Annotated in this window: 27 protein-coding genes; 15 read left to right on the top strand and 12 right to left on the bottom strand. The window is 56.4% G+C overall.

Translation table 11 applies throughout. The features are described 5' to 3' along the window. Window positions 1-105: 105 nt before the first annotated feature. Window positions 106-1,302 carry a DUF2235 domain-containing protein gene (locus tag Z948_RS0102205; RefSeq protein ID WP_025057943.1) on the top strand — a complete coding sequence of 399 codons (1,197 nt, stop codon included), beginning with the start codon at window positions 106-108 and terminating at the stop codon, window positions 1,300-1,302. Between the two features lie 12 nt (window positions 1,303-1,314). Here the strand turns inward: Z948_RS0102205 and serS are convergent, their stop codons facing one another. Then, entirely contained in the window at window positions 1,315-2,607 is a 1,293-nt protein-coding gene (gene serS, locus Z948_RS0102200; RefSeq protein WP_025057942.1) for a serine--tRNA ligase, read from the bottom strand. Window positions 2,608-2,822: 215 nt separating this feature from the next. On the opposite strand from serS, the gene yajC reads away from it, so the two are divergent. Genes yajC through Z948_RS0102150 form a run of 10 tightly spaced genes read left to right on the top strand, consistent with a single transcriptional unit; the run spans window position 2,823 to window position 9,605 of the window. Further along, window positions 2,823-3,101, top strand: coding sequence for a preprotein translocase subunit YajC (gene yajC / locus Z948_RS0102195; RefSeq protein WP_025057941.1), 279 nt, complete (start codon window positions 2,823-2,825; stop codon window positions 3,099-3,101). 36 nt (window positions 3,102-3,137) lie between these two features. Beyond that, the gene (gene secD / locus Z948_RS0102190) at window positions 3,138-4,787 is read left to right on the top strand and encodes a protein translocase subunit SecD (RefSeq protein WP_025057940.1); all 1,650 of its coding nucleotides are present in this window, start codon (window positions 3,138-3,140) and stop codon (window positions 4,785-4,787) included. A gap of 1 nt (window position 4,788) precedes the next feature. Next, window positions 4,789-5,757 (top strand): protein translocase subunit SecF, encoded by a 969-nt coding sequence (gene secF / locus Z948_RS0102185; RefSeq protein ID WP_025057939.1) that lies wholly within the window; start codon window positions 4,789-4,791, stop codon window positions 5,755-5,757. After that, the gene (locus Z948_RS0102180; protein WP_025057938.1) at window positions 5,750-6,505 is read left to right on the top strand and encodes a sulfite exporter TauE/SafE family protein; all 756 of its coding nucleotides are present in this window, start codon (window positions 5,750-5,752) and stop codon (window positions 6,503-6,505) included. The genes secF and Z948_RS0102180 overlap by 8 nt, the downstream gene beginning before the upstream one ends. Window positions 6,506-6,508: 3 nt before the next feature. Continuing rightward, the gene (locus tag Z948_RS0102175; RefSeq protein WP_025057937.1) at window positions 6,509-6,862 is read left to right on the top strand and encodes an Mth938-like domain-containing protein; all 354 of its coding nucleotides are present in this window, start codon (window positions 6,509-6,511) and stop codon (window positions 6,860-6,862) included. Between the two features lie 3 nt (window positions 6,863-6,865). After that, window positions 6,866-7,483 carry a heme ABC exporter ATP-binding protein CcmA gene (gene ccmA / locus Z948_RS0102170; RefSeq protein ID WP_025057936.1) on the top strand — a complete coding sequence of 206 codons (618 nt, stop codon included), beginning with the start codon at window positions 6,866-6,868 and terminating at the stop codon, window positions 7,481-7,483. Next, a complete protein-coding gene (gene ccmB, locus Z948_RS0102165) occupies window positions 7,480-8,136 on the top strand; it encodes a heme exporter protein CcmB (RefSeq protein ID WP_025057935.1) in 657 nt (218 codons plus the stop codon). Before ccmA ends, ccmB begins: the two co-directional genes overlap by 4 nt. A gap of 50 nt (window positions 8,137-8,186) precedes the next feature. Next, on the top strand, window positions 8,187-8,918 hold the full coding sequence (locus Z948_RS0102160) for a heme ABC transporter permease (protein WP_025057934.1): 732 nt from the start codon (window positions 8,187-8,189) through the stop codon (window positions 8,916-8,918). Further along, window positions 8,918-9,079, top strand: a complete 162-nt coding sequence (gene ccmD / locus Z948_RS0102155; protein WP_081784080.1) for a heme exporter protein CcmD — start codon at window positions 8,918-8,920, stop codon at window positions 9,077-9,079. The genes Z948_RS0102160 and ccmD overlap by 1 nt, the downstream gene beginning before the upstream one ends. Beyond that, window positions 9,066-9,605, top strand: a complete 540-nt coding sequence (locus tag Z948_RS0102150) for a DsbE family thiol:disulfide interchange protein (RefSeq protein WP_025057932.1) — start codon at window positions 9,066-9,068, stop codon at window positions 9,603-9,605. Before ccmD ends, Z948_RS0102150 begins: the two co-directional genes overlap by 14 nt. 39 nt (window positions 9,606-9,644) lie before the next feature. On the opposite strand, the gene panC is transcribed toward Z948_RS0102150, so the two are convergent. The 3 genes from panC to acnA all read right to left on the bottom strand — a co-directional run bounded on the left by panC (window position 9,645) and on the right by acnA (window position 14,187). Continuing rightward, complete coding sequence (gene panC / locus Z948_RS0102145; protein WP_025057931.1) at window positions 9,645-10,490, bottom strand: pantoate--beta-alanine ligase; 846 nt, start codon at window positions 10,488-10,490, stop codon at window positions 9,645-9,647. Beyond that, window positions 10,487-11,314 carry a 3-methyl-2-oxobutanoate hydroxymethyltransferase gene (gene panB, locus Z948_RS0102140; protein ID WP_025057930.1) on the bottom strand — a complete coding sequence of 276 codons (828 nt, stop codon included), beginning with the start codon at window positions 11,312-11,314 and terminating at the stop codon, window positions 10,487-10,489. Before panB ends, panC begins: the two co-directional genes overlap by 4 nt. 173 nt (window positions 11,315-11,487) lie before the next feature. Further along, window positions 11,488-14,187, bottom strand: coding sequence for an aconitate hydratase AcnA (gene acnA, locus Z948_RS0102135; RefSeq protein WP_025057929.1), 2,700 nt, complete (start codon window positions 14,185-14,187; stop codon window positions 11,488-11,490). Between the two features lie 223 nt (window positions 14,188-14,410). Between acnA and Z948_RS0102130 the strand changes: the two genes are divergently transcribed. Further along, the gene (locus tag Z948_RS0102130; RefSeq protein WP_025057928.1) at window positions 14,411-15,121 is read left to right on the top strand and encodes a DUF1223 domain-containing protein; all 711 of its coding nucleotides are present in this window, start codon (window positions 14,411-14,413) and stop codon (window positions 15,119-15,121) included. On the opposite strand, the gene Z948_RS0102125 is transcribed toward Z948_RS0102130, so the two are convergent. From Z948_RS0102125 to purB, 5 genes are all read right to left on the bottom strand, one after another. After that, window positions 15,118-16,017, bottom strand: coding sequence for a lysophospholipid acyltransferase family protein (locus Z948_RS0102125; protein ID WP_025057927.1), 900 nt, complete (start codon window positions 16,015-16,017; stop codon window positions 15,118-15,120). The two genes, Z948_RS0102130 and Z948_RS0102125, sit on opposite strands and share 4 nt — an antisense overlap. 69 nt (window positions 16,018-16,086) lie before the next feature. Continuing rightward, entirely contained in the window at window positions 16,087-17,166 is a 1,080-nt protein-coding gene (locus tag Z948_RS0102120) for a flagellar motor switch protein FliG (protein WP_025057926.1), read from the bottom strand. Window positions 17,167-17,299: 133 nt separating this feature from the next. Beyond that, on the bottom strand, window positions 17,300-17,818 hold the full coding sequence (locus tag Z948_RS0102110; RefSeq protein ID WP_025057925.1) for a tetratricopeptide repeat protein: 519 nt from the start codon (window positions 17,816-17,818) through the stop codon (window positions 17,300-17,302). Window positions 17,819-17,940: 122 nt separating this feature from the next. Next, window positions 17,941-18,090 (bottom strand): hypothetical protein, encoded by a 150-nt coding sequence (locus Z948_RS18860; protein WP_156023491.1) that lies wholly within the window; start codon window positions 18,088-18,090, stop codon window positions 17,941-17,943. A gap of 116 nt (window positions 18,091-18,206) precedes the next feature. Continuing rightward, the gene (gene purB, locus Z948_RS0102100) at window positions 18,207-19,511 is read right to left on the bottom strand and encodes an adenylosuccinate lyase (protein ID WP_025057924.1); all 1,305 of its coding nucleotides are present in this window, start codon (window positions 19,509-19,511) and stop codon (window positions 18,207-18,209) included. Window positions 19,512-19,592: 81 nt separating this feature from the next. Between purB and Z948_RS0102095 the strand changes: the two genes are divergently transcribed. Continuing rightward, window positions 19,593-19,931 carry a hypothetical protein gene (locus tag Z948_RS0102095; RefSeq protein ID WP_025057923.1) on the top strand — a complete coding sequence of 113 codons (339 nt, stop codon included), beginning with the start codon at window positions 19,593-19,595 and terminating at the stop codon, window positions 19,929-19,931. Here the strand turns inward: Z948_RS0102095 and Z948_RS0102090 are convergent. Next, window positions 19,928-21,145 (bottom strand): bifunctional alpha/beta hydrolase/OsmC family protein, encoded by a 1,218-nt coding sequence (locus Z948_RS0102090; protein WP_025057922.1) that lies wholly within the window; start codon window positions 21,143-21,145, stop codon window positions 19,928-19,930. The genes Z948_RS0102095 and Z948_RS0102090 overlap by 4 nt on opposite strands. A gap of 164 nt (window positions 21,146-21,309) precedes the next feature. Here Z948_RS0102090 and Z948_RS0102085 point away from each other — a divergent pair, with 164 nt between their 5' ends. After that, entirely contained in the window at window positions 21,310-22,464 is a 1,155-nt protein-coding gene (locus Z948_RS0102085; RefSeq protein WP_025057921.1) for a trans-sulfuration enzyme family protein, read from the top strand. A gap of 1 nt (window position 22,465) precedes the next feature. Here Z948_RS0102085 and dddP read toward each other — a convergent pair whose 3' ends face one another. Continuing rightward, complete coding sequence (dddP, locus tag Z948_RS0102080) at window positions 22,466-23,815, bottom strand: dimethylsulfonioproprionate lyase DddP (protein WP_025057920.1); 1,350 nt, start codon at window positions 23,813-23,815, stop codon at window positions 22,466-22,468. 113 nt (window positions 23,816-23,928) lie between these two features. Between dddP and Z948_RS0102075 the strand changes: the two genes are divergently transcribed. After that, window positions 23,929-24,657 carry a heme-dependent oxidative N-demethylase family protein gene (locus Z948_RS0102075; protein WP_025057919.1) on the top strand — a complete coding sequence of 243 codons (729 nt, stop codon included), beginning with the start codon at window positions 23,929-23,931 and terminating at the stop codon, window positions 24,655-24,657. A gap of 34 nt (window positions 24,658-24,691) precedes the next feature. On the opposite strand, the gene Z948_RS0102070 is transcribed toward Z948_RS0102075, so the two are convergent. Then, entirely contained in the window at window positions 24,692-25,117 is a 426-nt protein-coding gene (locus Z948_RS0102070; protein WP_025057918.1) for a glyoxalase superfamily protein, read from the bottom strand. Between the last annotated feature and the right edge of the window lie 125 nt (window positions 25,118-25,242).

Here is a 25,242-nt window from a genome sequence, read left to right as displayed (position 1 = left end):
CTTTAGCAGATGTCGTGATTTTGACCTGTTGAGGAGGTGACACTGCGCCCGTTTTGGTGGAAACTGCGCAACGCTATCAATTATTTGGCACAAAGGAATTTATGAATGGCACGGATCGCTATTTTTTGCGACGGCACGTGGAACAGCCCCACGATGAAACAACCCACCCATGTGGTGCGCCTGTTTGAAAAAACGCCCCGAACCAATTCCCAGCACACCCATTATTTCGAAGGTGTCGGGGTCGATGAAGGGGGTGTTGGCCCCGTGAGCCAAGCCTTGATGAAAATCGGTGGCGGTGCTTTTGGCTGGGGGCTGAACGAGAATATCAAACAGGCCTATGCCGCCCTTTGTGAGCAATACGAGCCAGAGGATGAGATTTTCATCTTTGGCTTTTCGCGCGGGGCCTATACCGCCCGCTCGCTGGCGGGGATGATCCGCAAATGTGGTATCGTGGCTGATCCAACGCCGAAAAACCTCTCCAAAGCGTTCAAGCTGTACCGTAAACCCGGTGCTGAAAACCATCCTGACGCGCTGCATATCCTGAAATCGCGGCGTGAGCTGTCTCCGCGTTTCGCAACATCTCAGGCGGATATGGATTGGCGCACTGTGACCCCGTGGCGAACCGATACAGGGCAGATGCACCAAGTGGATATCGCCTATCTGGGGATCTGGGACACGGTTGGCTCGCTAGGTATTCCTGCACCTTTGTTGGGGCCGGTCGCGCATCTTTGGAATAGTAAATACCGTTTCCATGACACGCTTCTCAGCTCGATGGTGAAATCGGCGCGCCATGCGGTTGCGCTGGATGAAAGACGGGTGTTTTACCGCCCGTCACTGTGGGAAAACCTTGAGGCCTCTCGCGATGATGCAGGGCTGAACGCAGGGGATCGGAGCGATGAGCGCCCGTATCAGCAGGTCTGGTTCACAGGGACACACGCCATTGTCGGCGGCTCGGCCCCCAAGGCGCGCGCACTAACAGGGCAGTCGCTGCAATGGATTGCCGAAGGCGCGCAAAAAGCGGGCTTGCAGATTGATATGGCTGATCTTTTGGACAGGGTGCCCAACCCCTTGGCGGATAGTCACACCCTCAGCCAGCCGCCGTGGTTGTATACGGTTGCGGGAAATCTGTTGAAGTGGCGCAAAGGGCCGGGGCATCCGATTGATCTGCACGATAGCGCCAAGGCGCGCATCGACGCACGGCGCGACTATCGTCCAAGATCGTTGAAAAACCTGATGCCAACTCTGTTCGGTGATCCCGAACCGGTCGAGCGCCCTGAGGATCGGAACGAACCGGGGCGCTAGGCCCCGATCCATTTATTTTAGGGTGCCATCCAGCGACAGGGTGGTTTTCCCGCCGAGGTAAGGCCCAAGAACAGCAGGGAGGACGACTGTGCCGTCTTCCTGCTGGCCGTTCTCCAGCACTGCGATCAGGCAGCGGCCAACCGCAAGGCCAGAGCCGTTCAGCGTATGCACAAACTGTGGCTTGCCGCCACCTTCGGGCTTAAAGCGGGCGTTCATGCGGCGGGCCTGAAAATCACCCGTGGTCGAGACCGAGCTGATCTCGCGGTAGGCGTTTTGCCCGGGCAGCCATGCTTCGATATCAAAGGTGCGGCGGGCGCCGAAACCTGTATCGCCTGTGCACAGCAGAACCGTACGGTAGGGTACGCCAAGCGCCTCAAGGATGCCTTCGGCACAGCTTAGCATGCGCTTTTGCTCTTCGTCTGATTTCTCGGGCAGGGTGATCGAAACCATCTCGACCTTTTCAAACTGGTGCTGGCGCAACATGCCGGATGTGTCACGCCCCGCGCTGCCCGCCTCTGAGCGGAAGCACAGCGTGTGCGATGTCATGCGGCGAGGCAGGTCGCTGGCCTCTAGCGTGTCACCTGCAACCGTATAGGTCAGCGGCACCTCAGAGGTCGGGACCAGCCACATGCCTTCTTCGGTTTTATAGCTGTCTTCGCCGAATTTTGGCAGCTTGTCGGTGCCATACATGGCCTCGTCGCGTACCAACACGGGCGAGTTCACTTCGGTCAGGCCGTTTTCATCAACATGTGTATCCAGCATGAACTGCGCCAAGGCACGGTGAATGCGGGCCACGCCGCGCTTTAGCATCACAAAACGTGCACCCGATGTTTTGGCCGCTGTTTCAAAATCCATCGAGGCGGCAACGCTATCCAGATCGTAATGTTCACGCGGTGCAAAGGCGAATTCAGGAACATCGCCCCAGCGCTTTACCTCGACGTTTTCATCTTCATCCGCGCCTTGTGGCACATCATCGGCGACGATGTTGGGGATGCGGGCCAGAACATCTGTCAGCTTTGCGTCCAGCTCTTTGGCTTCGGTCTGCATCGCTGCAACTTCGGCTTTCTTTTCCGACACCAGCGCGCGCAGGCTTTCAAATTCGGCCTCGTCGCCTTTGGCCTTGGCTGCGCCAACCTGTTTCGATGCGGCGTTTTGGTCTGCTTGGGCTGCTTCAGCGGCCTGAATTTTGCTCCGCCGCGCTGTGTCCAGCTCTAGGATCGAGGAGGACAGGGCATCGTCTCCACGCCGCGCCAAAGCGGCGTCAAAAGCATCGGGATTTTCGCGTATCGCACGGATGTCATGCATCTGTCTGTCCTTTGTTGAGTGAATCGTGTGCGCCGCGTTATGGCCCATTATTTCGCCGTAGAATAGAGGGGGCGAGGGCGGGGGGCGGAAACTTGGTCATTTCGCTTGTTTTGGGGGGCTGTGTGCCTTGCAAACCCCCAATGGCGCGCATAGGTTCTGGCGAACTCAGAACAACAGGGGCTTGCCCCCTAACAGCCGCGTAAAAGGACCATCCCATGTCAGGTATTGAGCAATTTATCCCACTGATCCTCATTTTCGGGATCATGTATTTCCTGCTGATCCGCCCACAGCAGAAAAAGCTCAAGGATCATCAGGCGATGGTTGCGGCCCTGCGCCGTGGCGATCAGGTTGTGACCCAAGGCGGGATCATCGGCAAAGTGGTTAAGGTTAAAGAAGACGGTGAGCTGGAGCTGGAAATCGCTGACGGCGTTAAGGTGCGTGTGATCCAAAGCACCATCGCAACCGTGATCAACAAAACCGAACCAGCGAAATAAACCACCCAACACGACAAGACAAAAGGCGGGCGGCTCATGCTCCAGATATCTGTATGGAAACGCGTCGCCATTTGGCTGACTTGCGCGGTTGGTTTGCTGTTGGCGATGCCCAACGCATTCTATGGCCCCGTAGAAAGCCATAATGACGCGGTTACAGAAATCGAACTGTCAGGCAGTACTTCCGAGCTTGAGGCGCAAAAGGCGCTTTGGCCTGATTTTCTGCCCAGCAGTCTGGTGAACCTCGGGCTGGATTTGCGCGGTGGGGCGCATTTGCTGGCCGAGGTCCGCGTTGAGGATGTTTATGCCGCGCGCCTAGAGGCGATGTGGCCAGAGGTGCGCGATGCGCTGCGCGGGCTGACCCCTGTGCGCCGTCAGGATGCTGTTACAGGCGAATTGAAAGTCCGCCTTAGCGATGCTGACAAAATGGGCGAAGCTTTGCAGATCGTGCGCGGCCTTGCCCGTCCTGTTCAAACCCTGACAGGGGCAGGGGCCAACGATATCGAGGTCGCGGGCGATTCTGGTGTGATCACGGTTGTCCTGTCCGAAGCAGAGAAAAGCGCAACGGATGAGCGTACAATGCAGCAGTCGCTGGAAATCATTCGCCGCCGTATCGACGAAGTCGGCACGCGTGAGCCGACGATCCAGCGTCAAGGCGCGGATCGTATCCTTATTCAGGTGCCCGGCATTGGTTCCGCAGCCGAGCTAAAGGCAATCATCGGCACCACAGCGCAGCTGACGTTCAACCCCGTTGTGCGCCGCACCAGCGATAGCGCCGCCAACCCCGGTATCGGGAACAAGGCCGTGCCATCCCTTGATGAATCCGGTGTGTTTTACGTGATCGAAAGCGCCCCTGTCGTGACGGGTGAGGAGCTGGTCGATGCGCAGCCCAGCTTTGATCAGAATGGCGGCCCTGCTGTTAGCTTTCGCTTTAACACCTCGGGCGCGCGCAAATTTGGGGATTACACAGCCGAAAACATCGGCTCGCCCTTTGCGATTGTTCTGGACGACGAAGTCGTCAGCGCCCCCACCATCCAAAGCCATATTCCAGGTGGCTCGGGTATCATCACAGGCAACTTTAACGTCGAAGAATCCACCCGCCTTGCGGTGCTGCTGCGTGCGGGTGCCCTTCCGGCCAAGCTTGATTTCCTAGAGGAACGCACCATTGGTCCGGAGCTGGGCCAAGACAGCATCGACGCGGGTAAGGTTGCCACGATGGTCGCCTTTGCCGCCGTGCTGTTCTTTATGTGGGCCAGCTATGGCCTGTTTGGCGTGTTTGCAAATATCGCACTAATCATCAACGTGGCCCTGTTGTTTGGCTTGCTGAGCCTGATTGGCGCCACGCTGACACTTCCTGGTATTGCGGGGATCGTTTTGACGGTAGGTATGGCTGTTGATGCCAACGTGCTGATCTTTGAACGTATCCGCGAAGAGCTGGAAACAGCCAAAGGCCCTGCGCGTGCGATTGCGCTGGGGTATGAAAAAGCCCTGAGCGCGATTTTGGATGCGAACATCACCACATTCATTACGGCGGTGATCCTATTCGCCATGGGCTCGGGGCCTGTGCGCGGCTTTGCGATTACGCTGGGCCTTGGTATTGTCACGTCGGTCTTCACGGCGATCTTTGTAACACGTCTGATGGTGGTTATCTGGTTTGAACGCCGCCGTCCCAAAACGATTGAGCTTTGATATGCGTCTGAGACTGGTCAAACGAAACACAAATTTTGATTTCTTCAACCGCTGGAAAATGTGGGTGGGGGTATCGGCGCTCATGGTGCTGGTAGGGCTTGCGTCCTTTTTGACCCAAGGGCTGAATTTTGGCATCGATTTCCGCGGTGGGACGACCATCCGCACGGAAAGCCCGCTGGAGGTGAGCGTTTCGGAATACCGCGATGCAATCGCGCCATTGGGGTTGGGTGACATCACAATCACCGAGGTTTTTGATCCCCAATTTCGCGAAGATCAAAACGTCGCGATGATCCGCATTCAGGCCCAAGACGATCAAGAGGCAGTGACCACAGATGTGATCAACAGCGTTCAAGGCGCGCTAAAAACCGTGCGTCCTGACATCAAATTCATCTCGGTTGAATCTGTTGGCCCCAAAGTGTCGGGCGAGCTGATCAATACGGCGATCCTTGCGGTTGCTTTGGCGATCGGCGCGGTTCTGATCTATATCTGGCTGCGCTTTGAATGGCAGTTTGCAGCCGGAGCGGTTCTGGCGCTGGTGCATGATGTTGCGCTGACCATTGGCGTTTTCTCGGCCCTGCAAATCCGCTTTGATCTGGCGATTATCGCGGCTTTGCTGACCATTGTTGGGTACTCGCTCAACGATACGGTTGTTGTGTTTGACCGCGTGCGTGAAAACCTGCGCAAATACAAAAGCCGCCCTCTGAAAGAGGTGCTGAACATGTCGATCAACGAAACGCTCAGCCGGACATTCATGACCTCGGTAACGACACTGCTGGCATTGATTGCCCTGTTTGTACTGGGCGGTGATGTGATCCGTGGGTTCGTCTTTGCGATGATCTGGGGTGTCGTTGTGGGTACATATTCATCCATCTTTGTGGCAACCGCTGCATTGCTGTATTTCGGTGTGAAACGCGACTGGTCCAAACCGGATATGAACGCAGGTAACCAATACGCAAATATTGATGCCTGATATCGTTTCTTCGGTCTTTGCTACCGAAGGTTTGATCTGGCTGATCATAGCGGTTTGTGTTGCAGGCGTGGTGCGCGGTTTTGCGGGCTTTGGCTCGGCGATGATCATCATGCCAGTGGCAAGTTCGGTTTTGCCCCCTGTCGAGGCAGTGGTTTTTCTGGTCGCTGCCGAAATCATCGGCCCAATTCCCAATGCGCCCGCCGCGTGGCGTGAAGGCACCCCAAAAGATGTTGGGCGCCTGATTTTGGGGGCCGTGATTGGGTTACCCATAGGGATTTGGCTGCTTAGCGGGATGGATGAAACCCAATTTGGCTGGATCGTTTCCATTGCTGTCATCACTTTGTTGGCGCTTACGGTTTCTGGTTGGCGGTTAAAGGGGGCCCTGACGCATCGTCTTACGGTTGCTGCAGGAACCTTGGGTGGGTTCATGATGGGGGTTGTCGGATTACCTGGTCCCCCCGTGATCATGCTTTATATGGCCAGCAAACTGCCCATCGCGGTGATCCGCGCCAATTTCCTGTTGTATCTCACGGCTTTGGATATTCTCTTGTTTGGGATGCTTTGGTTCATGGGCTTGTTAAGCGGCCCTATTGTCATTCTTGGTCTGATGATCGGCATCCCCAATATGATCGCAAATGTGATCGGAGCGCGTCTTTTTGACCCATCCGCCGAGAAGGTTTTTCGCAACGTGGCCTATCTCGTGATCGCAGTATCGGCTATTGTGGGTCTGCCGCTGTGGAAAGGATAACCCATGCGCCTGAATGAAATTGTCTTTAATGATGCCAAACCGGTCGAAGGCTACGGCCCCGGCTTTTTTCGCATTGGCGGGCAGGTTATTCAGGGGGCAGTGATCACAGCACCATCTGGTACACGGACATGGGGCGGGTTTGATGACATCCCCGCGTTAGAGGCGCTAGCGGCCCATACCGATGTGATTTTCATCGGAACCGGCAGCGAGATTGCCCATCTGCCAACGGGTTTGAGAGAGCAGCTTGAAAAGGCGGGCGTCGGGGTTGAGGCGATGGCCTCTCCTGCGGCGGCGCGCACCTATAATGTTTTGCTGAGCGAAGGCCGCCGCGTTGCCCTTGCCATGTTGCCGATCTAACGGATGAGTTTACGATTAACAGATGTGGCTGTCGCGCGGGGCGGGGTGCCTGTGCTTAGCGGGGTTTCCTTTTTGCTCGACGCGGGGGCGGCTTTGGTTTTGCGCGGGCCTAATGGCTCGGGCAAGACGACGTTGCTGCGCAGCATTGCCGGATTGCAACCTGTGTTATCGGGTGAGATCGAAGGGGGCGCGGACGCCGTTGCCTATGCAGGGCACGCAGATGGTTTGAAGGCCATGCTGAGCGTTTCGGAAAATCTAAGGTTCTGGGCCGCGGTCTACGGCCAAACGGACATATCCGCAGCGCTCAACGCCTATGAGCTAACGCCGCTGTCGGATCGATTGGCAGGAACCCTATCAGCTGGGCAAAAGCGCCGCGCAGGGCTGGCGCGTCTGATGGTGACGGGGCGGCCCATTTGGGTGCTGGATGAACCGACGGTTTCGTTGGACACGCATGCGGTATCATTATTTGCCGCTGCCGTGCGGTCGCATCTGCAGGGCGGTGGTCTGGCGGTATTGGCCACGCATATCGATCTGGGCATCGACGCCGATGTTTTGGACGTAACCCCGCTGCGCGCAAAGGTTCAGGCGATGCATGGCGCAAGCGACGAGGCATTCTTGTGATTGCGTTATTGATCAGAGACCTCAGGCTGGCCTTTCGCGCTGGCGGCGGCTTTGGGCTGGGGCTTGCGTTTTTTCTGATCCTTGTTGTCCTTGTTCCGTTTAGCGTCGGACCACAAAGCGCGCTGCTGACCTCGATTGCGCCGGGCGTCTTGTGGCTGGGGGCGTTGCTGGCCTGCCTGTTGTCGCTGGACCGTCTGCTGGCGTTGGATTTCGAGGATGGAACGCTGGATGTTCTGGCCACGGCGCCGCTGCCGCTTGAGGCGGCATTGGCTGTTAAAGGGCTGGCGCATTGGATGACAACGGGAATGCCGCTGGTCATCGCAGCGCCCGTTCTGGGCGTGTTGCTGAACCTACCACCGCAAGGGTTTTCATGGTTAATCATATCGCTGCTGCTGGGCACGCCGGCCTTGTCGATGATCGGCACCTTCGGCGCGGCGATTACTGTCGGGATCAAACGCGGCGGGCTGTTGATGTCGCTCTTGGTGCTGCCGCTATATGTTCCGACCTTGATTTTTGGGGCCGAAGCCGCGCGCAGGGGCGCCACGGGCATGGCCGCTGAAACGCCGCTGTTTCTTTTGGCAGGGATCAGCCTTGGCTGTATTGCGCTTTTGCCCTTTGCAGCCGCTGCAGCCCTGCGGATGACAATTAGATGATCACCCGCTTAACCATTGAGCCTTTTTACACGGAGTACTAAATAACTCATATGTCACTTTGGGAATATGCAAATCCGGTAAAGTTTTTGGCGCTCAGCGCCCGCGTGCAGCCCTTTGCTTGGGCGGCGGCGGCGATTGGCATCTTTGTGGGCCTGTCTTGGGGGTTCTTTGGAACGCCGGACGACTTTCGCCAAGGATCAACCGTAAAGATCATCTATATCCACGTCCCCGCAGCATGGATCGCCATCAACGCGTGGATCATGATGTTGATCACCTCGCTGGTCTGGCTGGTGCGCCGCCACCACGTGAGCGCGCTAGCAGCAAAAGCAGCGGCACCTGTTGGGCTGGTGATGACCGTGATCGGGCTGGTGACAGGCGCAATTTGGGGCCAGCCGATGTGGGGCACATGGTGGGCATGGGATCCGCGCCTGACGTCTTTCCTGATCCTGTTTCTGTTTTACCTCGGCTACATCGCCCTTTGGGAAGCTGTCGAAGACCCTGACACGGCGGCGGATCTGACCTCGGTTCTTTGCCTTGTGGGATCGGTTTTTGCGCTCCTGTCGCGTTACGCGGTTTTGTTCTGGAGCCAAGGGCTGCACCAAGGGGCATCGCTGAGCTTGGACAAGGAAGAGAATATCTCAAACGTGTTCTGGCTCCCGCTGGTGATCTCGATTGCAGGGTTCACCCTGTTGTTTCTGGCGCTGGTTTTGTACCGCACCGGCACCGAAATCGCTAAACGCCGCGCGCGTGCGCTGAGTATTCGTTTGGATGGGAAAGCATGATGCCTGATCTTGGAAAATACGCCGCCGAAGTCTTGGGTGCTTATGGCATTTCACTTGGATTGATCGCGGGGCTGTTGGTTTTGTCCCTGCGCAGCGGCGCCAAAGCACGCGCAGCCCTGCGCCAAATGGAAGAGGAGACGGCCCGCCATGGCAAAGGTTAATCCGCTTATGATCGCCCCACCGCTGATCTTTGCCGCTTTTGTCGGGTTGGCGGCTGTGGGGATGTTTCGCGACGATCCTGATGGGCTGCCTTCTACGTTGGTGGGGCAAGCCGCGCCTAATATTCCAGAAAAAGGTCTGGCGGATTTCCCACAGGCAACAGCGGATATGTTGGCGACGGGTGAGGTCACGCTGGTGAACTTTTGGGCCAGCTGGTGCCCGCCTTGCCGTGCAGAACACCCAAAGCTGTTGGAAATGCAGGCAGATGGTATGAACATCGTGGGGATCAATTTCAAAGATACCGCGCGCGCCGCCACCAAATATCTGATCGACGATGATAACCCGTTTTCTGGCGTGGCCTTTGACCCAGAGGGGCGGACAGCCATTGATTGGGGTGTCACCGCGCCGCCAGAAACCTTTATCCTAGATGGGGATGGCACGATCCTTTTCCGCTTTGCCGGACCTCTCATCGGCAGCGATTACGAACAACGCTTTTTGCCCGCCCTTTTGGCGGCCCAAGGTCAGTAACATCATCGGAGAAGCGTTTAACCGCTTCTCCGGATCTGTTTAACCCACAGCGATATTATCAATCAGCCGCACCCCCGCCAGCCAAGCGGCGGCGAGCAGACGCGCAGGGCGGTCGGGCGCGCTTAGCAGCTCTAGGTTGTCAGCGGCGCGGAGGTCCAGATATTCGACCTCAGTAAAGCCTGCACGTTCCATGCGCGAAATCGCGGCGGCCTTCAGCGCGTCCCAGTCGCCACCGGCGCGCAGCTTTTCGGCCAGTTCCTCCATGGCGAGGTTCATCTCAGGGGCCCATGTGCGCGCGCGATCAGACAACAGCAGATTGCGGGATGACATGGCCAGACCGTCTTCTTCGCGGATGGTCGGGCAGCCGATGACCTCGATCGGTAGGTCCAGATCAGTTGCGATCCGCTTAACCACCAGCAGCTGCTGATAGTCCTTTTCCCCGAAAAAGGCTTTGTCAGCCTGCGTTTGGGTAAACAGCTTGGTCACAATGGTTGCGACGCCGTCAAAATGCCCCGCGCGATGCGCACCGCACAAACCTTCGGTGACGCCTTCGACCGAAACGGTTGAGGCAAAACCAGCTGGATACATCTGCGCGCCATCGGGGACATAAACCACGTCAGCCTTCAGCGCTTCCAACTTCCTCGCATCCTCTTCTTCGGTGCGCGGATAGTTTTTATAGTCGTCAGGATTGTTGAACTGTTTGGGGTTGATAAAGATCGTGACGATCACACGGTCGCAGGCCTCTTTGCCTGCCCGCACAAGGCTAAGGTGCCCCTGATGCAGCGCCCCCATCGTCGGGACAACCCCAACGGTTTCGCCAGCGGCTTTCCAGTCTTTTACGATCTGGCGCAGTTCAGCCAGCGTGCGGATGATCTGAGGCTTCATGTGTTTGGGTTCTTATCTGAGAAAACATGCTCGGGCGCGGGAAAGCTGCGCGCTTGAACCTCGTCTGCATAGGCTTGCACAGCCAGTTTTGCGTCATCCCCAAGCTGGGCAAAGCGTTTTACAAACTTGGCCTTGAACGCGGTGAAGAGGCCCAGCATGTCATCAACAACCAAGATCTGCCCATCGCAATTGGCCGAAGCGCCGATGCCAATGGTCGGGATCGCAACCTCTGCGGTGATTTGGTCGGCCAATGTTTCGGGAACCTTTTCAAGGACAACCGAGAAAGCACCAGCCTTGGCCACGGCCACTGCATCCGCCATCATCTGATCGGCAGCCTCGCCGCGGCCCTGCACCTTGTAACCGCCCAATGTGTGGATCGACTGAGGCGTCAGGCCGATATGGGCCATCACGGGAATGCCGCGTTTGGTGAGGAAGGCAATCGTTTCGGCCATCTCAACACCGCCTTCCAGTTTCACAGCGCCAGCGCCCGTTTCGCGCATCAAATGGGCGGCATTGCGAAACGCCTGTTGGGGGCCTTCTTCGTAGCTGCCAAAGGGCATGTCGATGACCATCATGGATTGTTTCAGCCCGCGCTTTACCGCTTTGCCGTGGAGCACCATCATATCTAGGGTGACGTCCAGCGTAGAGGTGAGGCCATGCAAAACCATGCCCACAGAATCGCCCACAAGAACAAAATCACAGATACCATCCATCACCTGCGCCATAGGCGTGGTATAGGCGGTGAGACTGACTAGAGGGGTGCCCCCTTTGCGAGCCAGAATATCCTGCGGCATCGGGGCGGTTTTACGTGCGGTCGCGCTCATTTTTTCGCGGCCTCCTTAGAACTGGTTAATTAGGTCGGGCGCACCTGTTCATATTCTAGGCATAAGGACAAGCTGGAACAGCAGGGCATGCTGTAATGACGCAGGGGCATCGCCCGTGCAAAAGACCCCCGTTGCGATGAACAACGCGGGCCTTTTCAGGGTGTTAAGGGCGATTATTCCGCCGCGACGCTTTTGTTGGCAAGGTCACGTAGAACATAGTGCAAAACGCCGCCGTGCTCGATGTATTCAATCTCGATCGCGGTATCGATACGGCATTTGATCATGATGTTTTTGACCGTGCCATCCGCCATCGTGATCTCGCAGGGAACTTCCTCGAGTGGTTTGATCGTGTCGAGGCCAGTGATGCTGACGCTTTCTTGCCCCGTCAGACCCAGCGATTTGCGGCTATCGCCATTGGTGAATTCAAACGGGATCACGCCCATCCCCACAAGGTTCGAGCGGTGGATACGTTCAAAGCTTTCGGCGATCACGGCCTTTACACCCAGCAGGGCCGTCCCTTTGGCCGCCCAGTCACGGCTGGAGCCCGCACCATATTGCACGCCGCCAAAGATCACCAAAGGCGTGCCCGTTTCCTGATAGCGCATGGCGGCGTCAAAGATTGACGTCTGGTTGCCATCCGCGTCTTTGGTATAGCCCCCCTCAACACCTTCCAGCATTTCGTTTTTGATACGGATATTGGCAAAGGTGCCGCGCATCATGACTTCGTGGTTGCCGCGCCGTGAGCCGTAAGAGTTGAATTCCCGCAGAGGCACGTCATGGTCCAGCAGGTATTGGCCTGCGGGTGTGGTCTCTTTAAAGGAGCCCGCGGGGCTGATGTGGTCGGTAGTGATCATATCGCCCAAAACGGCCAGCACTTTGGCGCCTTGGATATTGGTGATCACACCGGGTTCCTTGCTCATCCCTTGGAAATAGGGCGGGTTTTGCACATAGGTCGAGGCAGGGGGCCAATCGTATGTCTTGGCATCCGTGGTTTCAACGGCCTGCCATTTTTCATCACCTTTGAATACATCGGCGTATTTCGTCTGGAAGGCCTCGCGGGTGACGGTTTGCTCGACCAGTTCGGCCACTTCTTGCGTGGTTGGCCAGATGTCGCGCAGATAGACGTCTTTGCCATCGGGCGTTTGGGCGATTGGATCGCTTGCAAGGTTGATATCCATGGTGCCCGCCAAAGCATAGGCAACCACCAGCGGCGGCGAGGCCAGATAGTTGGCGCGCACATCGGGGCTGATCCGCCCTTCAAAGTTGCGGTTGCCAGACAGGACCGAGGTTGCCACCAAATCCCCGTCATTCACGGCCTTGCTGATTTCGGGCTGAAGCGGTCCCGAGTTCCCGATGCAGGTCGTGCAGCCATAGCCAACAAGGTTAAAGCCGACCTTATCAAGGTCTTCCTGCAACCCTGCGGCCTCTAGATAGGCGCTCACCACCTGAGAGCCAGGGGCAAGAGAGGTCTTTACCCATGGTTTGCGATCCAGCCCCAAAGCAGCCGCCTTGCGCGCAACCAGCCCAGCCCCGATCATCACATAGGGGTTGGACGTATTTGTGCAGGAGGTGATCGAAGCGATCACAACCTTGCCGGATTCCAGCGTGTACTCTTCGCCCTCAACAGGCACTTCCTTGCCCATGGGACGTTTGAACGTGTTTTCCATCTCTTGGGCAAAGGCGGCTTTGGCATTGGTTAGGGCGACGAAATCCTGAGGCCGCTTGGGGCCGGAAATCGCTGGAACAATTGTGCCCATGTCCAAAGACAGCGTGTCTGTATAGATCGGCGCATAGTTGGCATCGCGCCACATGCCGTTCTCTTTTGCATAGGCCTCGACAAGGGCGATGCGCGCCTCGTCACGGCCTGTGGTGCGCATATAACGCAGGGTTTCACCGTCGATCGGGAAGAAGCCACAGGTCGCGCCATATTCAGGCGCCATGTTTGCAATCGTTGCACGATCCGCTAGCGGCAGGTGATCAAGCCCCGCGCCATAGAATTCAACGAATTTACCCACCACGCCCTTGGCGCGCAGCAATTCGACAACCTTCAGAACCAGATCGGTCCCTGTGGTGCCTTCAACCATTTCACCAGTCAGTTCAAACCCGATGACCTCGGGGATCAGCATCGAAATCGGCTGGCCCAGCATCGCGGCCTCGGCCTCGATCCCGCCAACGCCCCAGCCCAGCACGGCCATGCCGTTCACCATGGTGGTGTGGCTGTCGGTGCCGACCAATGTGTCGGGATAGGCAACCTCGGCTCCGTTCTGGTCGGTATCTGTCCAAACGGCCTGCGACAGGTATTCTAGGTTCACTTGGTGGCAGATGCCGGTACCCGGAGGCACAACGCGGAAGTTGTTAAAGGCTTTTTGCCCCCATTTCAGGAAGGTATAGCGTTCAAGGTTGCGTTCATATTCGCGGTCCACATTCATCTGGAACGCACGCGGATTGCCAAATTCGTCAATCATCACCGAATGGTCGATGACCAGATCCACAGGGTTGAGCGGGTTAATCTGTTCGGCATCCCCGCCAAGGGCGACCAAACCGTCGCGCATCGCGGCCAGATCGACAACCGCTGGAACGCCTGTGAAATCCTGCATCAACACGCGGGCAGGGCGATAGGCGATCTCACGCGGGTTCTGCCCCCCGTTTTCGGCCCATGTGCCAAAGGCTTTGATGTCATCAACGGTAACGGTTTTGCCATCTTCGAAACGTAACATATTTTCCAGCACCACCTTTAGCGCGGCGGGTAGTTTGGAAAAGTCGCCCAGCCCAGCAGCCTGAGCGGCAGGAATTGAGTAATAGGCGATGCTTTGATCGCCTGCGGTTACGGTTTTGCGTGTGTTTGCAGTATCTTGACCGACGATGATTGGCATATGTGGCTCCGGATTCGGGTTTGGCTACAGGTCGATATTAACGGGTGAGCTGCGTCTCAGATACGGTTTTCTTGGAAAACCTCTTGCGTTGGTATACCAATGTATACCAAATATTCCTCACTTTGGCCATATGGACCGATTACATACTCTCTCGAAACCTTGATTGGTTATTTCAAATAGCAGTTGCTAGGTACATTAGCACAACAGCCACGATCGGAATCACATGTCCAAAATTACGAATATCCTGACAGGCGTAGCTCTATCCCTTTCTACCAGCATTGTTGCGCCCGCATTTGCTGACCAACACCCCGTTGTCGTAGAACTATATACGTCCCAAGGGTGTTCAAGCTGCCCGCCAGCGGATGCGATGCTAGCCGAACTAAGCGGTCGGGATGACGTGATCGCCATCGCTTTGCACGTTGATTACTGGGATTACATCGGCTGGAAAGATGAATTTGGCGATGCTGGACATGCTAAACGGCAACGCGACTATGCAAATAAAGCGGGGCGTCGAACGATCTATACTCCGGAAATGATCGTCCAAGGGCAGACCGATATCGTGGGCGCCAAACCCAAAGCATTGTCCAAAGCGATTGCAGAACATAAGGCAAAAGCACCCCTGATGGAGCTAAAGGCGGTGCGTGATGGCGCCACGGTTAAGGTGGAGGGCAGCGTGCCAACAACGGGGGCTGCCCCGATGGAGGTTCATGTGCTTCAGGTTCTGCCATCGCATAAAACAAGGATCACCCGCGGAGAAAACCGCGGCAATACGCTTCAGTATTCGAATATCGCCCATGATTGGCAGCTTGCCGGACAGTGGGATGGGGCGGATGCGCTGACAATGACTTTGGATGTTCGCAATGATGATCCGGTTGTTGTGCTGGTTCAGGAAGCGAATGCCGGTGCAATTATTGGCGCTGTGCGCGTCGATTAACTTTGCGGGCGCCAGCGGCGGTGAACCCAAAACCACTGGGTTGGGTCTTGGTTGACGCGGGCGGCCAAACTGTCGGTTATCTCTTGGGTCATGGTCATCGCATCTGATGGGGTGATCGGGGCCTCAAGAACCGTTTCAAAGGTCAAGCCATCTGGTTGGCGAATACCATAAAACGGGATCAACGCAGCGTCATACCGCAGGGCCAGCTCGGCCGCGGAAAGCGCGGTATTTGCTGGCTGCCCCAGAAAATCAAATGCTGGCGCGCCAAAGACATGTTGATCAAACAGCAATACCAGCTGCCCGCCGCTTTTCAGATGTTTGACAAAACCCGCCGTGCCGCGACGCCCTTGGGGGAATACTGGCCCGCCAAATGCCTCCATAGTTTTTACATAATGGGCATTGAAATAGGGGTTTTTCATATCGCGATAGAGACCGCCAATATTTAACCCGCGGGCAACCAATGCTGCGCGCGTGGCCTCATAATTCCCGTAGTGGCCCGTCACAAGGATCACAGGCTTTCCCGAGGCCACAGCCGCATCCAGCGCCGCGACACCCTCACCGGTGATATTGTTTGTCGACATGCGTTTGGGGAAATCAGCGGCCGAGTAGTTTTCGATAAAGCTACGGCCGACATTGTTGAGGCACTTGCCCGCAATCTGTTGGCGCTGCTGCTTTGGCATTTCGGGCCAGATTAGCGCGAGATTGTTTAATGCGCGGCGGCGATATCCGGCCAATGGGCCAATACCCCATTGCACAACTCTACCCATCAAAGGAATGCGTATCTGATAGGGGAGGGCAAGCGCCGCCTTGATCAGCCCAACAATCAGCAGATTACTTAGATAGTGGCCGGTTGTGCGGAAAAAACCGGATTTATCTTTTGGGGCTGAGGAGGACATGTGGACCTGACGCTATGAATTATCGAATGCCAGACATAGACACTGGCATCCGATCCAACAAGAGCGGGTTTATTCGTCCTCATCCTCTTCCTCGACGATCAGCACCAAATCGCCTCTGCTTTCCATGTCTCGGATGACCGAAACAAAGGACGACATCGCCTCGTCCGCGACGGCGGGTTTGATTTTTCCAGCCTCTGCCATGTCTTCCCGCAGCTGATCCGCCATGCGGCCTGACATATTTTCAAGAACAAAATCACGCGCATCAGCAAAGCCTGCGGCTTCAGCCCCTGCCATCGCGGTGAGCAAGTCCCCGCCGTCGACCTCGCGCAGGATCCGTGGGATATCGCGCGGTGTGATCCGTGCAGGGATGTTACCAAAGGTAAAGATGGCCTTGCGCACGGCAGTTGCCAGAATTTCATCCGTTTCTTCAAGGCCGGATAAGACATCTTCGCGGGTTGGCGTGGAGGAGGAGTTGAGGATGGCGCCCAACCGTTCGGCAGGGCCGGTTCCAAAAACAGATTCCTTTTTGTTATCCAGTTGCGCAGCCAGAGATATGCCAATGCGATCAATGGCTTCGGGCGTAACATCCCCCGTCAGAGAGACCGCATAAGTGATGCGCCGCGCTTCGGGGCCAGAAATCTTGCCCAGCAATCCGGCGGCGACAGGAACATCCAATTTAGAAAGAAGCACGGCAGCGACTTCTGTGCTTTCGTTCTTTATGATATCCACCAAATCCTCTGCGGGAAGGGCGCGCAGGCGTTTCCACGGATCACCTGCGGCGCGCACGCCTGCCTCTTTGCGCAACCGCGCGGCGGTCTCGCGGCCGATTTTCCCGTCTAGCGCATCTAATGCGCCAGCCATCCCGCCAGGAAAAGAGAGCCCGATGGATTCAAGCGCCTCGGTGAACTCTTCAACAACGGATGCAAGGGTCACACGGTCCACAACCCGCATCGCGCCCATCTGTTGGGTCAGTTGGGCCTGCAATTCAGGGGGCAGTTCCTCTAACGCGATATCGGCGCCTTCATTGATCAAAAGACGCACAACAATCGCCGCCTTTGCGCGTTTGCTCAAAAGGGGTTGCGGCACAATGCGCGCCCCAGTGCTGGTGGTGGTGGGGACGGAAGAGGGGAATGTGGAAAGATCGTTCATGGGCACCGGTTCATTTAGAGAGTGATCCCCAAACAATCGGTGACAAAAGTAAAAATCGGCTGAAACACCCAGCGGAAAATGAAAAAAGAAAAACGGCGCAGCAGATTGCCGCGCCGCATCATTTCAATCGGTCTTACCAGTTAAACGTACGGCCCGTGGCAATCGCCGTTCTTAGGGAGGCTTCGGCCCATGTGCCTTTGCCGTCATGGGAGCGGATCTGGCGTAGCTGTTCCAGAGCGGCAGAGATGTTTCCATCTTCAACGAGACCCTGACCCATATAGGAGCGCGCCAGAATATTGCCCGGGTTGCGGGCCAATGCGCGGGCATAATAGGTCATCGCCGCGTCGGTGTTTCCCATCTTGCGGTGGGTAAAGCCCAAATAGGTTAGGGTCCGGTCATCATCGGCGGGCATCTGTGCCAACAAAACCTGCGCATCGGCGTAACGCCCGTCATAAGAAAGCGAACGGACCTCTTGGTACAAAGTGTCCACATCCAGTGTGTGACCGTTTTCGCTGATGCAGGATTTGGTCTTTTTATCATAAACAAAACCGCTCTCGCATTTTGGCTTTTTGGGCGGTGCTGTTTCATCACCAGCCGCAAAGGCAGCCAAGGGGAGGGTGAGGGCGAGGGCCGTGGAAAGAAGTAACCGCATGAAAGCTCCGAAGTTAAGAAAGTCCTGTGCCATAATACCTAATACCCATTACGGCATGGTAAAGGTCAGATGGCCCCACGCCGCATCACATTTTAGTTTGAAGGTATTAGTGCTGTCAGAGGTTAACCCGTTGTGGCAACACAGCTATGGCTGTCGGCGTCGTAAACAGTACCAGCGGCACAGGTCATGGCCTGCTGATCATGTCGGCACCCTTCGGCAAAGCTCATCACGGGTAGTAGGATCAACGCAAGAGTGGAAAGTACAATCTTCATCGGTATTACTCCTCTGGATAATGTTTCCCTAGGGTAATGCGAAACGGCGCAATTTCAAAGGAAATCGCGCCGTTCAGTCAAATTTGCAAGAAAATCGGCGGAAAACCGATTAGCGTTTAGTCACCGAAAACACGTTTGAAAATCGTATCAACGTGCTTTGTGTGGTAGCCCATGTCGAATTTTTCTTCGATTTCTTCGACGCTTAGCGCGGCCAAAACCTCTTCATCACCTAGCAGCTCGGTTTTGAAATCTTTGCCGTGGTCCCAAACCTTCATCGCGTTGCGCTGAACCAGCTTATAGCTGTCTTCGCGGCTCACACCGGCCTGTGTCAGGGCCAGCAACACGCGCTGAGACATCACAAGGCCGCTGAATTTGTTCATGTTGGCCAGCATGTTGTCAGGATAGATCAGCAGTTTGTCGATCACACCTGTCAGGCGGTGCAGCGCAAAATCAAGGGTGATTGTTGTGTCAGGGCCAATCGCGCGCTCAACGGAAGAGTGCGAGATGTCGCGCTCGTGCCAGAGGGTCACGTTTTCCATCGCAGGGATAACGGCCATACGGATTGTGCGGGCCAGACCTGTCAGGTTTTCGGTCAATACTGGGTTCTTTTTGTGCGGCATCGCGGAAGAGCCTTTTTGCCCCGCCGAGAAGAATTCAGCCCCTTCCAGAACTTCGGTACGCTGCATGTGGCGCACTTCGGTGGCGACATTTTCGATAGAGGATGCAATCACGCCAAGGGTCGCAAAGAAGGCCGCGTGACGGTCACGCGGGATAACTTGGGTGCTGATCGGCTCGGGCGAGAGGCCCAGCTTTTCACAGACGTGTTCCTCAATCGCGGGATCGATGTTGGCAAATGTGCCAACCGCGCCCGAGATCGCACCGGTGGCGATTTCTTCGCGGGCTGTTTTCAGGCGCGTCAGGTTGCGGTCCATTTCGGCGTAGAAACGCGCAAATGTCAGGCCCATTGTTGTTGGCTCGGCGTGGATGCCGTGGCTGCGGCCCACACGCACGGTGTCTTTATGCTCAATCGCGCGGCGCTTGAGCGCGGCCAGCAGCAGATCCATGTCGGCGATCAGGATGTCTGCGGCGCGGGTCAGCTGTACGTTGAAACATGTGTCCAGAACGTCAGAGGATGTCATGCCTTGGTGAACAAAACGCGCCTCGTCGCTGCCGACGTGCTCGGCCAAATGCGTCAGGAAGGCGATGACGTCATGTTTGGTGACGGCTTCGATTTCGTCAATGCGATCTACGTCAAACTCGACGTCTTTTGCTTTCCAGACGGCATCGGCATTTTCGCGGGGGATCACGCCGATATCGGCCATTGCATCACAGGCGTGCGCCTCGATCTCATACCAGATTTTGAATTTGGTCGCAGGCGACCAGATAGAGACCATTTCAGGGCGGGAATAGCGGGGGATCATCGGAACACCTTTTTGTGACTATGCAAGGGACAGGGGCGCAATAGACTGTGCAGGGTTGAAGAACAAGGTGAGAGAGCGCTGATGCGGCTTATTATTCCATTATATCTGGCTTTGACGGCATCTGCCGCGCTGGCACAGGAGGATCATTGGCATTCGATGAGCGGAGCACAGATCAGCGAAACCTTGACGGATCAGCGCGTTCAATATGAAACCGCTTGGCAAGAATTCCGCGCATCCGGCAAGACGCTGTACAATGCGGGGCGCGATAGCTGGGGCTATTGGGCGGTGCGCGGTGATCAATATTGCAGCCTCTGGCCCCCTCAAGATATTTGGGCCTGCTATGACATGGAAGGCAAAGCAGGCCACATTCGTTTTATCGGACCCTTGGGGGAAATCACCGAAGGGGCCTTTGTTGATTAATCCGCAAAAGAGGTCGTAACCGTCGAAGAACGCTCGAGCGTGCGGTGAACGGGGCAGCGATCTGCGATTTCAAGCAGCCTCTCGCGCTGCTCGGCAGTCAGTTCAGGGCCCGTAAGGGTGATCGATCGCACAAAATTGTCGATTTTGTCCTGAGCGCCAGTTGCGGCGTCTTGCGCGTGGACCTTGTCGTGGCTCACATCAACGCGCACATTTTCCAACGGCCACTCCTTGCGGCGCGCATACATACGGATCGTCATCGAGGTACAGGCCCCGAGGCTGGCCGAGAGGAACCCATAGGGTGACATGCCTCTATTGGTGCCCCCATAGGCCAGTGGCTCATCCGCCAGCAGGTGAACATTGCTGCCTGATGTAATGTCTTGCAAGAAACCGGCAGGGTCTGCCTCGCTCACACGTACGATACCTTCGGGCGTGCCGATGGGGGGCGCAGGAAGCGGGCGGTCGATATAGCGGGTGGACCATGAGGCGATCATCTCGGCCACGTATTCTGCATCGTCTGCTTTGGTGATCAGGTGATCGGCATTATCCAGTGAAACAAAGCTTTTGGGGTGTTTGGCGGCCATGAAAATCTGCGCGGCGCTATCCACGCTGACCACCTGATCCAGCGGCGCATGCATGACCAGCAAAGCAGCGTTCAAATGCCCCAGCACATGGGTCAAAACCTCGGCGCCTGTGTCTTGGATAAAGGTCTTTCCAATGGAAAACGGTCGCCCGCCCAAGGAAACCTTGGCAGAGCCTTTTTCTGCGATTTCAGGCAGCGCATCGGCAAAGTGGTGTCGCACATGGGTTGGGTCAAACGGGGCGCCGACGGTCGCCACCGCTTTGATGCCGTCTAACATGCTGGCCGCCTTGATCACCGCGGCCCCGCCCAATGAATGGCCAATCAGCAGGCTCGGGGGCATCTTTTCCTGTGCCAACCAAGTTGCAGCAGCAATCAGATCATCGACGTTGCTGGAAAAGGAGGTGTTCTCAAACTCGCCTTCGGAATGGCCAAGGCCCGTGAAATCAAACCGTAATACAGCAATCCCCATGGCCGCCAGACGCGCGGCAATTCGGCGTGCTGCGGGGATGTCTTTGCCACAGGTAAAGCAATGCGCAAAAATTGCTGTCGCAACATGCGGTCCAGTAGGTAAATCCAAACGAGCAGATAGCTGTGATCCGTCATGTCCGGGGAATGTAATGCGTTGGGCGACCATGCTGTGCCTCCTTTTTTCAGGATAAAGGTGGCGCAAGGGCGCGGAAGGTTCAAGGGATTGTCACAGGCTTCACGGGGGCGTGACAGATTGTTTGCACGCAGCTTTGGCACAGCCTAGTGTCCCGACAAACAGCCTTGGCTGTGAAACACTGCGGAGCCCTTGCCATGTCCCCGAAAAAAATGGAAAATTTCAAACCCGCAACCGTTGCTGCTCAGGCGGCTGGTTTGCTGGATGATGCAACAGGGGGGGTTGTCCCTCCCATTCATCCCGCGACAACTTTTGTCCGCGATGACAACTATGAACCGGCTGTTGACGGCAATGTGTATTCACGTTCCCATGCGCCAAACGGCCAAATGGCCGAAAAAATACTGGCCCAGCTAGAGGGCGCAGCCGATGCGATGGTTTTCCCGTCGGGTATGGCCGCCGTCGCCGCCGTATTTCGAACACTCGCGACAGGGGCGAGCGTGTTGGTTCAATCGCAGATCTATTGGGGCACTACCGCATGGATTCGCGATTTTTGCGCCCGCCGCGACATCACCTTGATCGAGGTAGAGGCCGCCGACACCGCCTCATTCCAAGCCGCCTGCGCCGAGCACAAGCCAGCGCTGGCATGGGTCGAAACCCCCTCAAACCCTTGGTTGCGCATTGTTGACCTACAAGCCTGCGCGCAAGCTGTGCATGCGGCGGGGGGTGTATTGGTCGCCGATCTGACAACGGCGACACCAATAATCACGCAAGGATTATCCTTTGGTGCGGATATCGTCATGCATTCCGCCACCAAAGCCCTGAATGGCCATTCGGATGTATTGGCCGGCGCGCTGAGCTGTCGGGACGCGCAAAGCGACATATGGCAAGCCATCCGCAATGATCGTAACGCCGCGGGTGCGGTTTTGGGGCCGTTTGAGGCGTGGCTGCTCATGCGCGGGATGCGCACTTTGCCGCTGCGGGTGGAGCGGATGTCGGCCAATGCAATGAAACTGGCAGAATACCTCAGCGATCATCCCAGCGTGGAAACCGTTCTCTATCCCGGATTGCCAACCCACGATGGCCATGCCTTGGCCAGCCAGCAGATGAAGGGCGGCTATGGGTCGCTGGTGTCATTTGTTGTGAAGGGCGGGGCAGAAAAGGCGCTGGGCGCGGTGAAACGGTTGCAGCTGTTTCACCCCGCCACATCGCTGGGCGGCGTCGAAAGTCTGGTCGAGCATCGCCACACGATTGAGCCGCACACAGGAATCCCCGAAGGTCTGCTGCGCATGTCCGTCGGGATCGAGGATGCGGGTGATTTGATCGATGATCTGGCGCAGGCGCTGGGCCAATAGGTTAGCTGGCGCTGCCGCCCATCAACGCCTCATCAAATGGATATTTGGTGAGGTTCTCAAACCCGTCTTCGGTGATCAAAACCTGATCCTCTAATTTGATGGAAAAATCGCCCCCTTCAGGGCTGACCAAAGCCTCGACACACAGCACCATGCCCGCCTCTAGCGGGTAATCATAGGCACCCTCGACCAGTTTGTCGGGGTAGGCGACTAACGGCCATTCGTCACACAGGCCCACGCCATGCATCAGGCAGCCGTATTTCTGCGCCTGAAATTGCGCGTCCAAGACATGCGTGTTTGCCGACAGTTCTGGGATCATCACACCGGGTTTAAGCATTTGCATGTTCTGCATGATATGCTCGACCCCGTGTTGCATCGCGTAAACCATATCGGGCGGGGGGGATTGATCGCCGATCCACCAACTACGCGAGATATCCACGCAAATGCCGTAACTGCCCACCAGATCCGTATCAAAACTGATGATTTCATTGTTCTGCACGATCCGAGGCCCGCATTCCTGAAACCACGGGTTCGTGCGCGGACCAGAGGAAAGCAGCCGCGTTTCGATCCACTCGCCTCCACGGCGGATGTTTTCGGCGTGGAGAACCGCCCAGATGTCATCCTCCGAAGTCTGGCCAAGAGGGACATGCGCGCGGGCAAAATCCTCCATCGCACGTACCGAAACCTCACAGGCATGGCTGGCGCAACGCATGGCTAGGATTTCATCGGGGCCTTTGATGCTGCGGGATTTTTCTGTGACTTCCTCACCGTCCATGACTTCGAAACCGGCCCGCTCAAGTGATCGCAGCCCGTGCAGCATGATCTTATCCACGGCCAGCCGCTTTTCACCGCCGCCATGTTGTTGGATCAGCGCGTGAATTTCCTTGGCCAATACGTCAGCAGCTTCACCGATCTTGTCTCCGCGATCGAAATAGAACAGGTCTGCACCTGATCGTTGTTCGCGGACTAAGGGGTTGAATTCGCTTAGGAAGGGTGAGTTTTTATAATCCCAGATCACCATATACCCATCTGCACACAGCAAGACGGCGCGAAACGGGTTGTGGGTGTTCCACAGCTGCATATTCGTGCTGTCGGTCGCATAGCGAATGTTGAGCGGATCAAACATCAGCAACCCGCCATAGCCCCGATCAACGATGTGCTGGGTCAGCCTCTTCCAACGGTATTCACGCATCTTGGTCAGGTTGGGCAGGCCCAGTCCCGCGGCCTCCCATTCGCGAAAAGCCAACTGAGTTGGGCCAATTTCCACGCGGTTCGCGTCATTGGGCGAGCCGTCAGGCAGGTCAGCGCCTTTGGATGGGTCAATTTTTCGGGTTTCACGGTAATGGTTGTTCATTTTTATGGCTCCCTTTGCCCCAGCGTGCCGCAAATTTGCACGCATGCATTGCGAAATACGACACGCAGAGATGTCGCTTTTGCCTCTGGTTGGGGGGCGGGGTATGAAGCGATATGACCGAGATTGTTCAAGATACCCTTCCCGAAGAGATGACCGCGCAGGTTAGCCTTCCCGGTATTGCGCCGGCCGCGCCGCACGACTGGTTGCGCGTCGATGAAGCCTACGGCGCGCAAATGCAGCGGCGTTTGGAGCTGATCGAACATCAGACAGGGGATGTGCTGTGGATGGACCCTAGCGCGCTTGCCGTTGGGCAGGAACTGCTGGATGAGGTGCTACCACTATTGCCTGACTTGGGGTTTTCGCTTGGCCATGGGCGGGTGACATGCCCCGATGGGCGCGACGTTACGATAGACCGCCATGCGCCATTAAAAACGCTAGGGCAATTGGTTCAAGAAGACTTTTGCCTGCTGCGCAAAGAAGGCGATGAACATGTGCTGGTGGGGGCTGTGTTGTGTTTCCCCGCTAGTTGGAGGCTGGCGGAAAAGGCGGGTAAGCCTTTGATCGCGATACATGAACCCGTCGAAGAATACGATGCGCAACTTGCCAAACGGGTACAGCGGCTGTTTGATGGTGTGCGGGTCGGGCGGCCTTTGTGGCGGTTTAACCGCCTGTGGTATGACGACCCAGAGCTGCACCAGCCACGCTCAGCCAGCAGCCCGCGCCGCATTACCCCAGACGAAACAGCAGCGCCATTTATCCGATCCGAACGGCAATGCCTTGTGCGGATGCCGATTTCACAGGCCGTTGTTTTTTCGATCCACACCTATGTGGTGCGCACGTAAAATGCGCGCCAGCAAGTACTGGCGCGCAGTCCGTTTAAGGGGTGTTCAACACCATATGCGGTTGCCCATCTGATGTTTTTTGGGGCGATACCCCTTGGGCGTTAACGGTTGTGTTGATCTGCTGACGCAACGAGGTAAAGAGCTGGGACTCCACCACATCAACAGCTTCATCAAACCGAACCGTCAAAGACCAAAACCCCGACGAGGCAAGGCGCGCAGCCTTGATGATCCCGTCAAACTTGTGGCCAAGGTAACGGCCCGAAACCCGTTGCCCAGGGTACCATTGGATCTCACTCACATCAGCTTTTGCCGCCAGCGTGTTCCAATCGCGCATGCCCCATTGATGCGCCACTGTTTCCAGCGAGGCGGCATGGGTCATTTCTGTGCCTTTTTCTTTCATATCCGCGCGCAGGCGTTTTGCCTGTGCTTTCAGCACATCGCGGGAGGGTATTTGTGTCATTGTCCATCACTCCAATTGCGTGCGTCTTGAGGTGTTCGCGTTGCCTAAGGACCACGTATCGGTGTGGTTGAGGACTTGAATGTTTTTGACAGGACTTCACCAAATTGCGAACGGCAGGGGCCTGA

The sequence above is a fragment of the Sulfitobacter donghicola DSW-25 = KCTC 12864 = JCM 14565 genome, assembly GCF_000622405.1.
In the GTDB taxonomy this organism is placed as follows: domain Bacteria; phylum Pseudomonadota; class Alphaproteobacteria; order Rhodobacterales; family Rhodobacteraceae; genus Sulfitobacter; species Sulfitobacter donghicola.
This window is presented reverse-complemented; position numbering and strand designations above follow the sequence as displayed.

Bases quoted from the DNA above. Each gene is read 5' to 3' on its own strand.
- Z948_RS0102120 (WP_025057926.1), bottom strand. From the start codon at position 17,166: ATGAACGATCTTTCCACATTCCCCTCTTCCGTCCCCACCACCACCAGC.
- Z948_RS0102175 (WP_025057937.1), top strand. From the start codon at position 6,509: ATGCGCCTGAATGAAATTGTCTTTAATGATGCCAAACCGGTCGAAGGC.
- Z948_RS0102070 (WP_025057918.1), bottom strand. From the start codon at position 25,117: ATGACACAAATACCCTCCCGCGATGTGCTGAAAGCACAGGCAAAACGC.
- secD (WP_025057940.1), top strand. From the start codon at position 3,138: ATGCTCCAGATATCTGTATGGAAACGCGTCGCCATTTGGCTGACTTGC.
- Z948_RS0102075 (WP_025057919.1), top strand. From the start codon at position 23,929: ATGACCGAGATTGTTCAAGATACCCTTCCCGAAGAGATGACCGCGCAG.
- Z948_RS0102150 (WP_025057932.1), top strand. From the start codon at position 9,066: ATGGCAAAGGTTAATCCGCTTATGATCGCCCCACCGCTGATCTTTGCC.
- Z948_RS0102130 (WP_025057928.1), top strand. From the start codon at position 14,411: ATGTCCAAAATTACGAATATCCTGACAGGCGTAGCTCTATCCCTTTCT.
- purB (WP_025057924.1), bottom strand. From the start codon at position 19,511: ATGATCCCCCGCTATTCCCGCCCTGAAATGGTCTCTATCTGGTCGCCT.
- Z948_RS0102110 (WP_025057925.1), bottom strand. From the start codon at position 17,818: ATGCGGTTACTTCTTTCCACGGCCCTCGCCCTCACCCTCCCCTTGGCT.
- Z948_RS0102125 (WP_025057927.1), bottom strand. From the start codon at position 16,017: ATGTCCTCCTCAGCCCCAAAAGATAAATCCGGTTTTTTCCGCACAACC.
- secF (WP_025057939.1), top strand. From the start codon at position 4,789: ATGCGTCTGAGACTGGTCAAACGAAACACAAATTTTGATTTCTTCAAC.
- Z948_RS18860 (WP_156023491.1), bottom strand. From the start codon at position 18,090: ATGAAGATTGTACTTTCCACTCTTGCGTTGATCCTACTACCCGTGATG.
- Z948_RS0102160 (WP_025057934.1), top strand. From the start codon at position 8,187: ATGTCACTTTGGGAATATGCAAATCCGGTAAAGTTTTTGGCGCTCAGC.
- Z948_RS0102090 (WP_025057922.1), bottom strand. From the start codon at position 21,145: ATGGTCGCCCAACGCATTACATTCCCCGGACATGACGGATCACAGCTA.
- yajC (WP_025057941.1), top strand. From the start codon at position 2,823: ATGTCAGGTATTGAGCAATTTATCCCACTGATCCTCATTTTCGGGATC.
- panC (WP_025057931.1), bottom strand. From the start codon at position 10,490: ATGAAGCCTCAGATCATCCGCACGCTGGCTGAACTGCGCCAGATCGTA.
- Z948_RS0102205 (WP_025057943.1), top strand. From the start codon at position 106: ATGGCACGGATCGCTATTTTTTGCGACGGCACGTGGAACAGCCCCACG.
- Z948_RS0102095 (WP_025057923.1), top strand. From the start codon at position 19,593: ATGCGGCTTATTATTCCATTATATCTGGCTTTGACGGCATCTGCCGCG.
- dddP (WP_025057920.1), bottom strand. From the start codon at position 23,815: ATGAACAACCATTACCGTGAAACCCGAAAAATTGACCCATCCAAAGGC.
- ccmA (WP_025057936.1), top strand. From the start codon at position 6,866: ATGAGTTTACGATTAACAGATGTGGCTGTCGCGCGGGGCGGGGTGCCT.
- Z948_RS0102180 (WP_025057938.1), top strand. From the start codon at position 5,750: ATGCCTGATATCGTTTCTTCGGTCTTTGCTACCGAAGGTTTGATCTGG.
- acnA (WP_025057929.1), bottom strand. From the start codon at position 14,187: ATGCCAATCATCGTCGGTCAAGATACTGCAAACACACGCAAAACCGTA.
- panB (WP_025057930.1), bottom strand. From the start codon at position 11,314: ATGAGCGCGACCGCACGTAAAACCGCCCCGATGCCGCAGGATATTCTG.
- serS (WP_025057942.1), bottom strand. From the start codon at position 2,607: ATGCATGACATCCGTGCGATACGCGAAAATCCCGATGCTTTTGACGCC.
- Z948_RS0102085 (WP_025057921.1), top strand. From the start codon at position 21,310: ATGTCCCCGAAAAAAATGGAAAATTTCAAACCCGCAACCGTTGCTGCT.
- ccmD (WP_081784080.1), top strand. From the start codon at position 8,918: ATGCCTGATCTTGGAAAATACGCCGCCGAAGTCTTGGGTGCTTATGGC.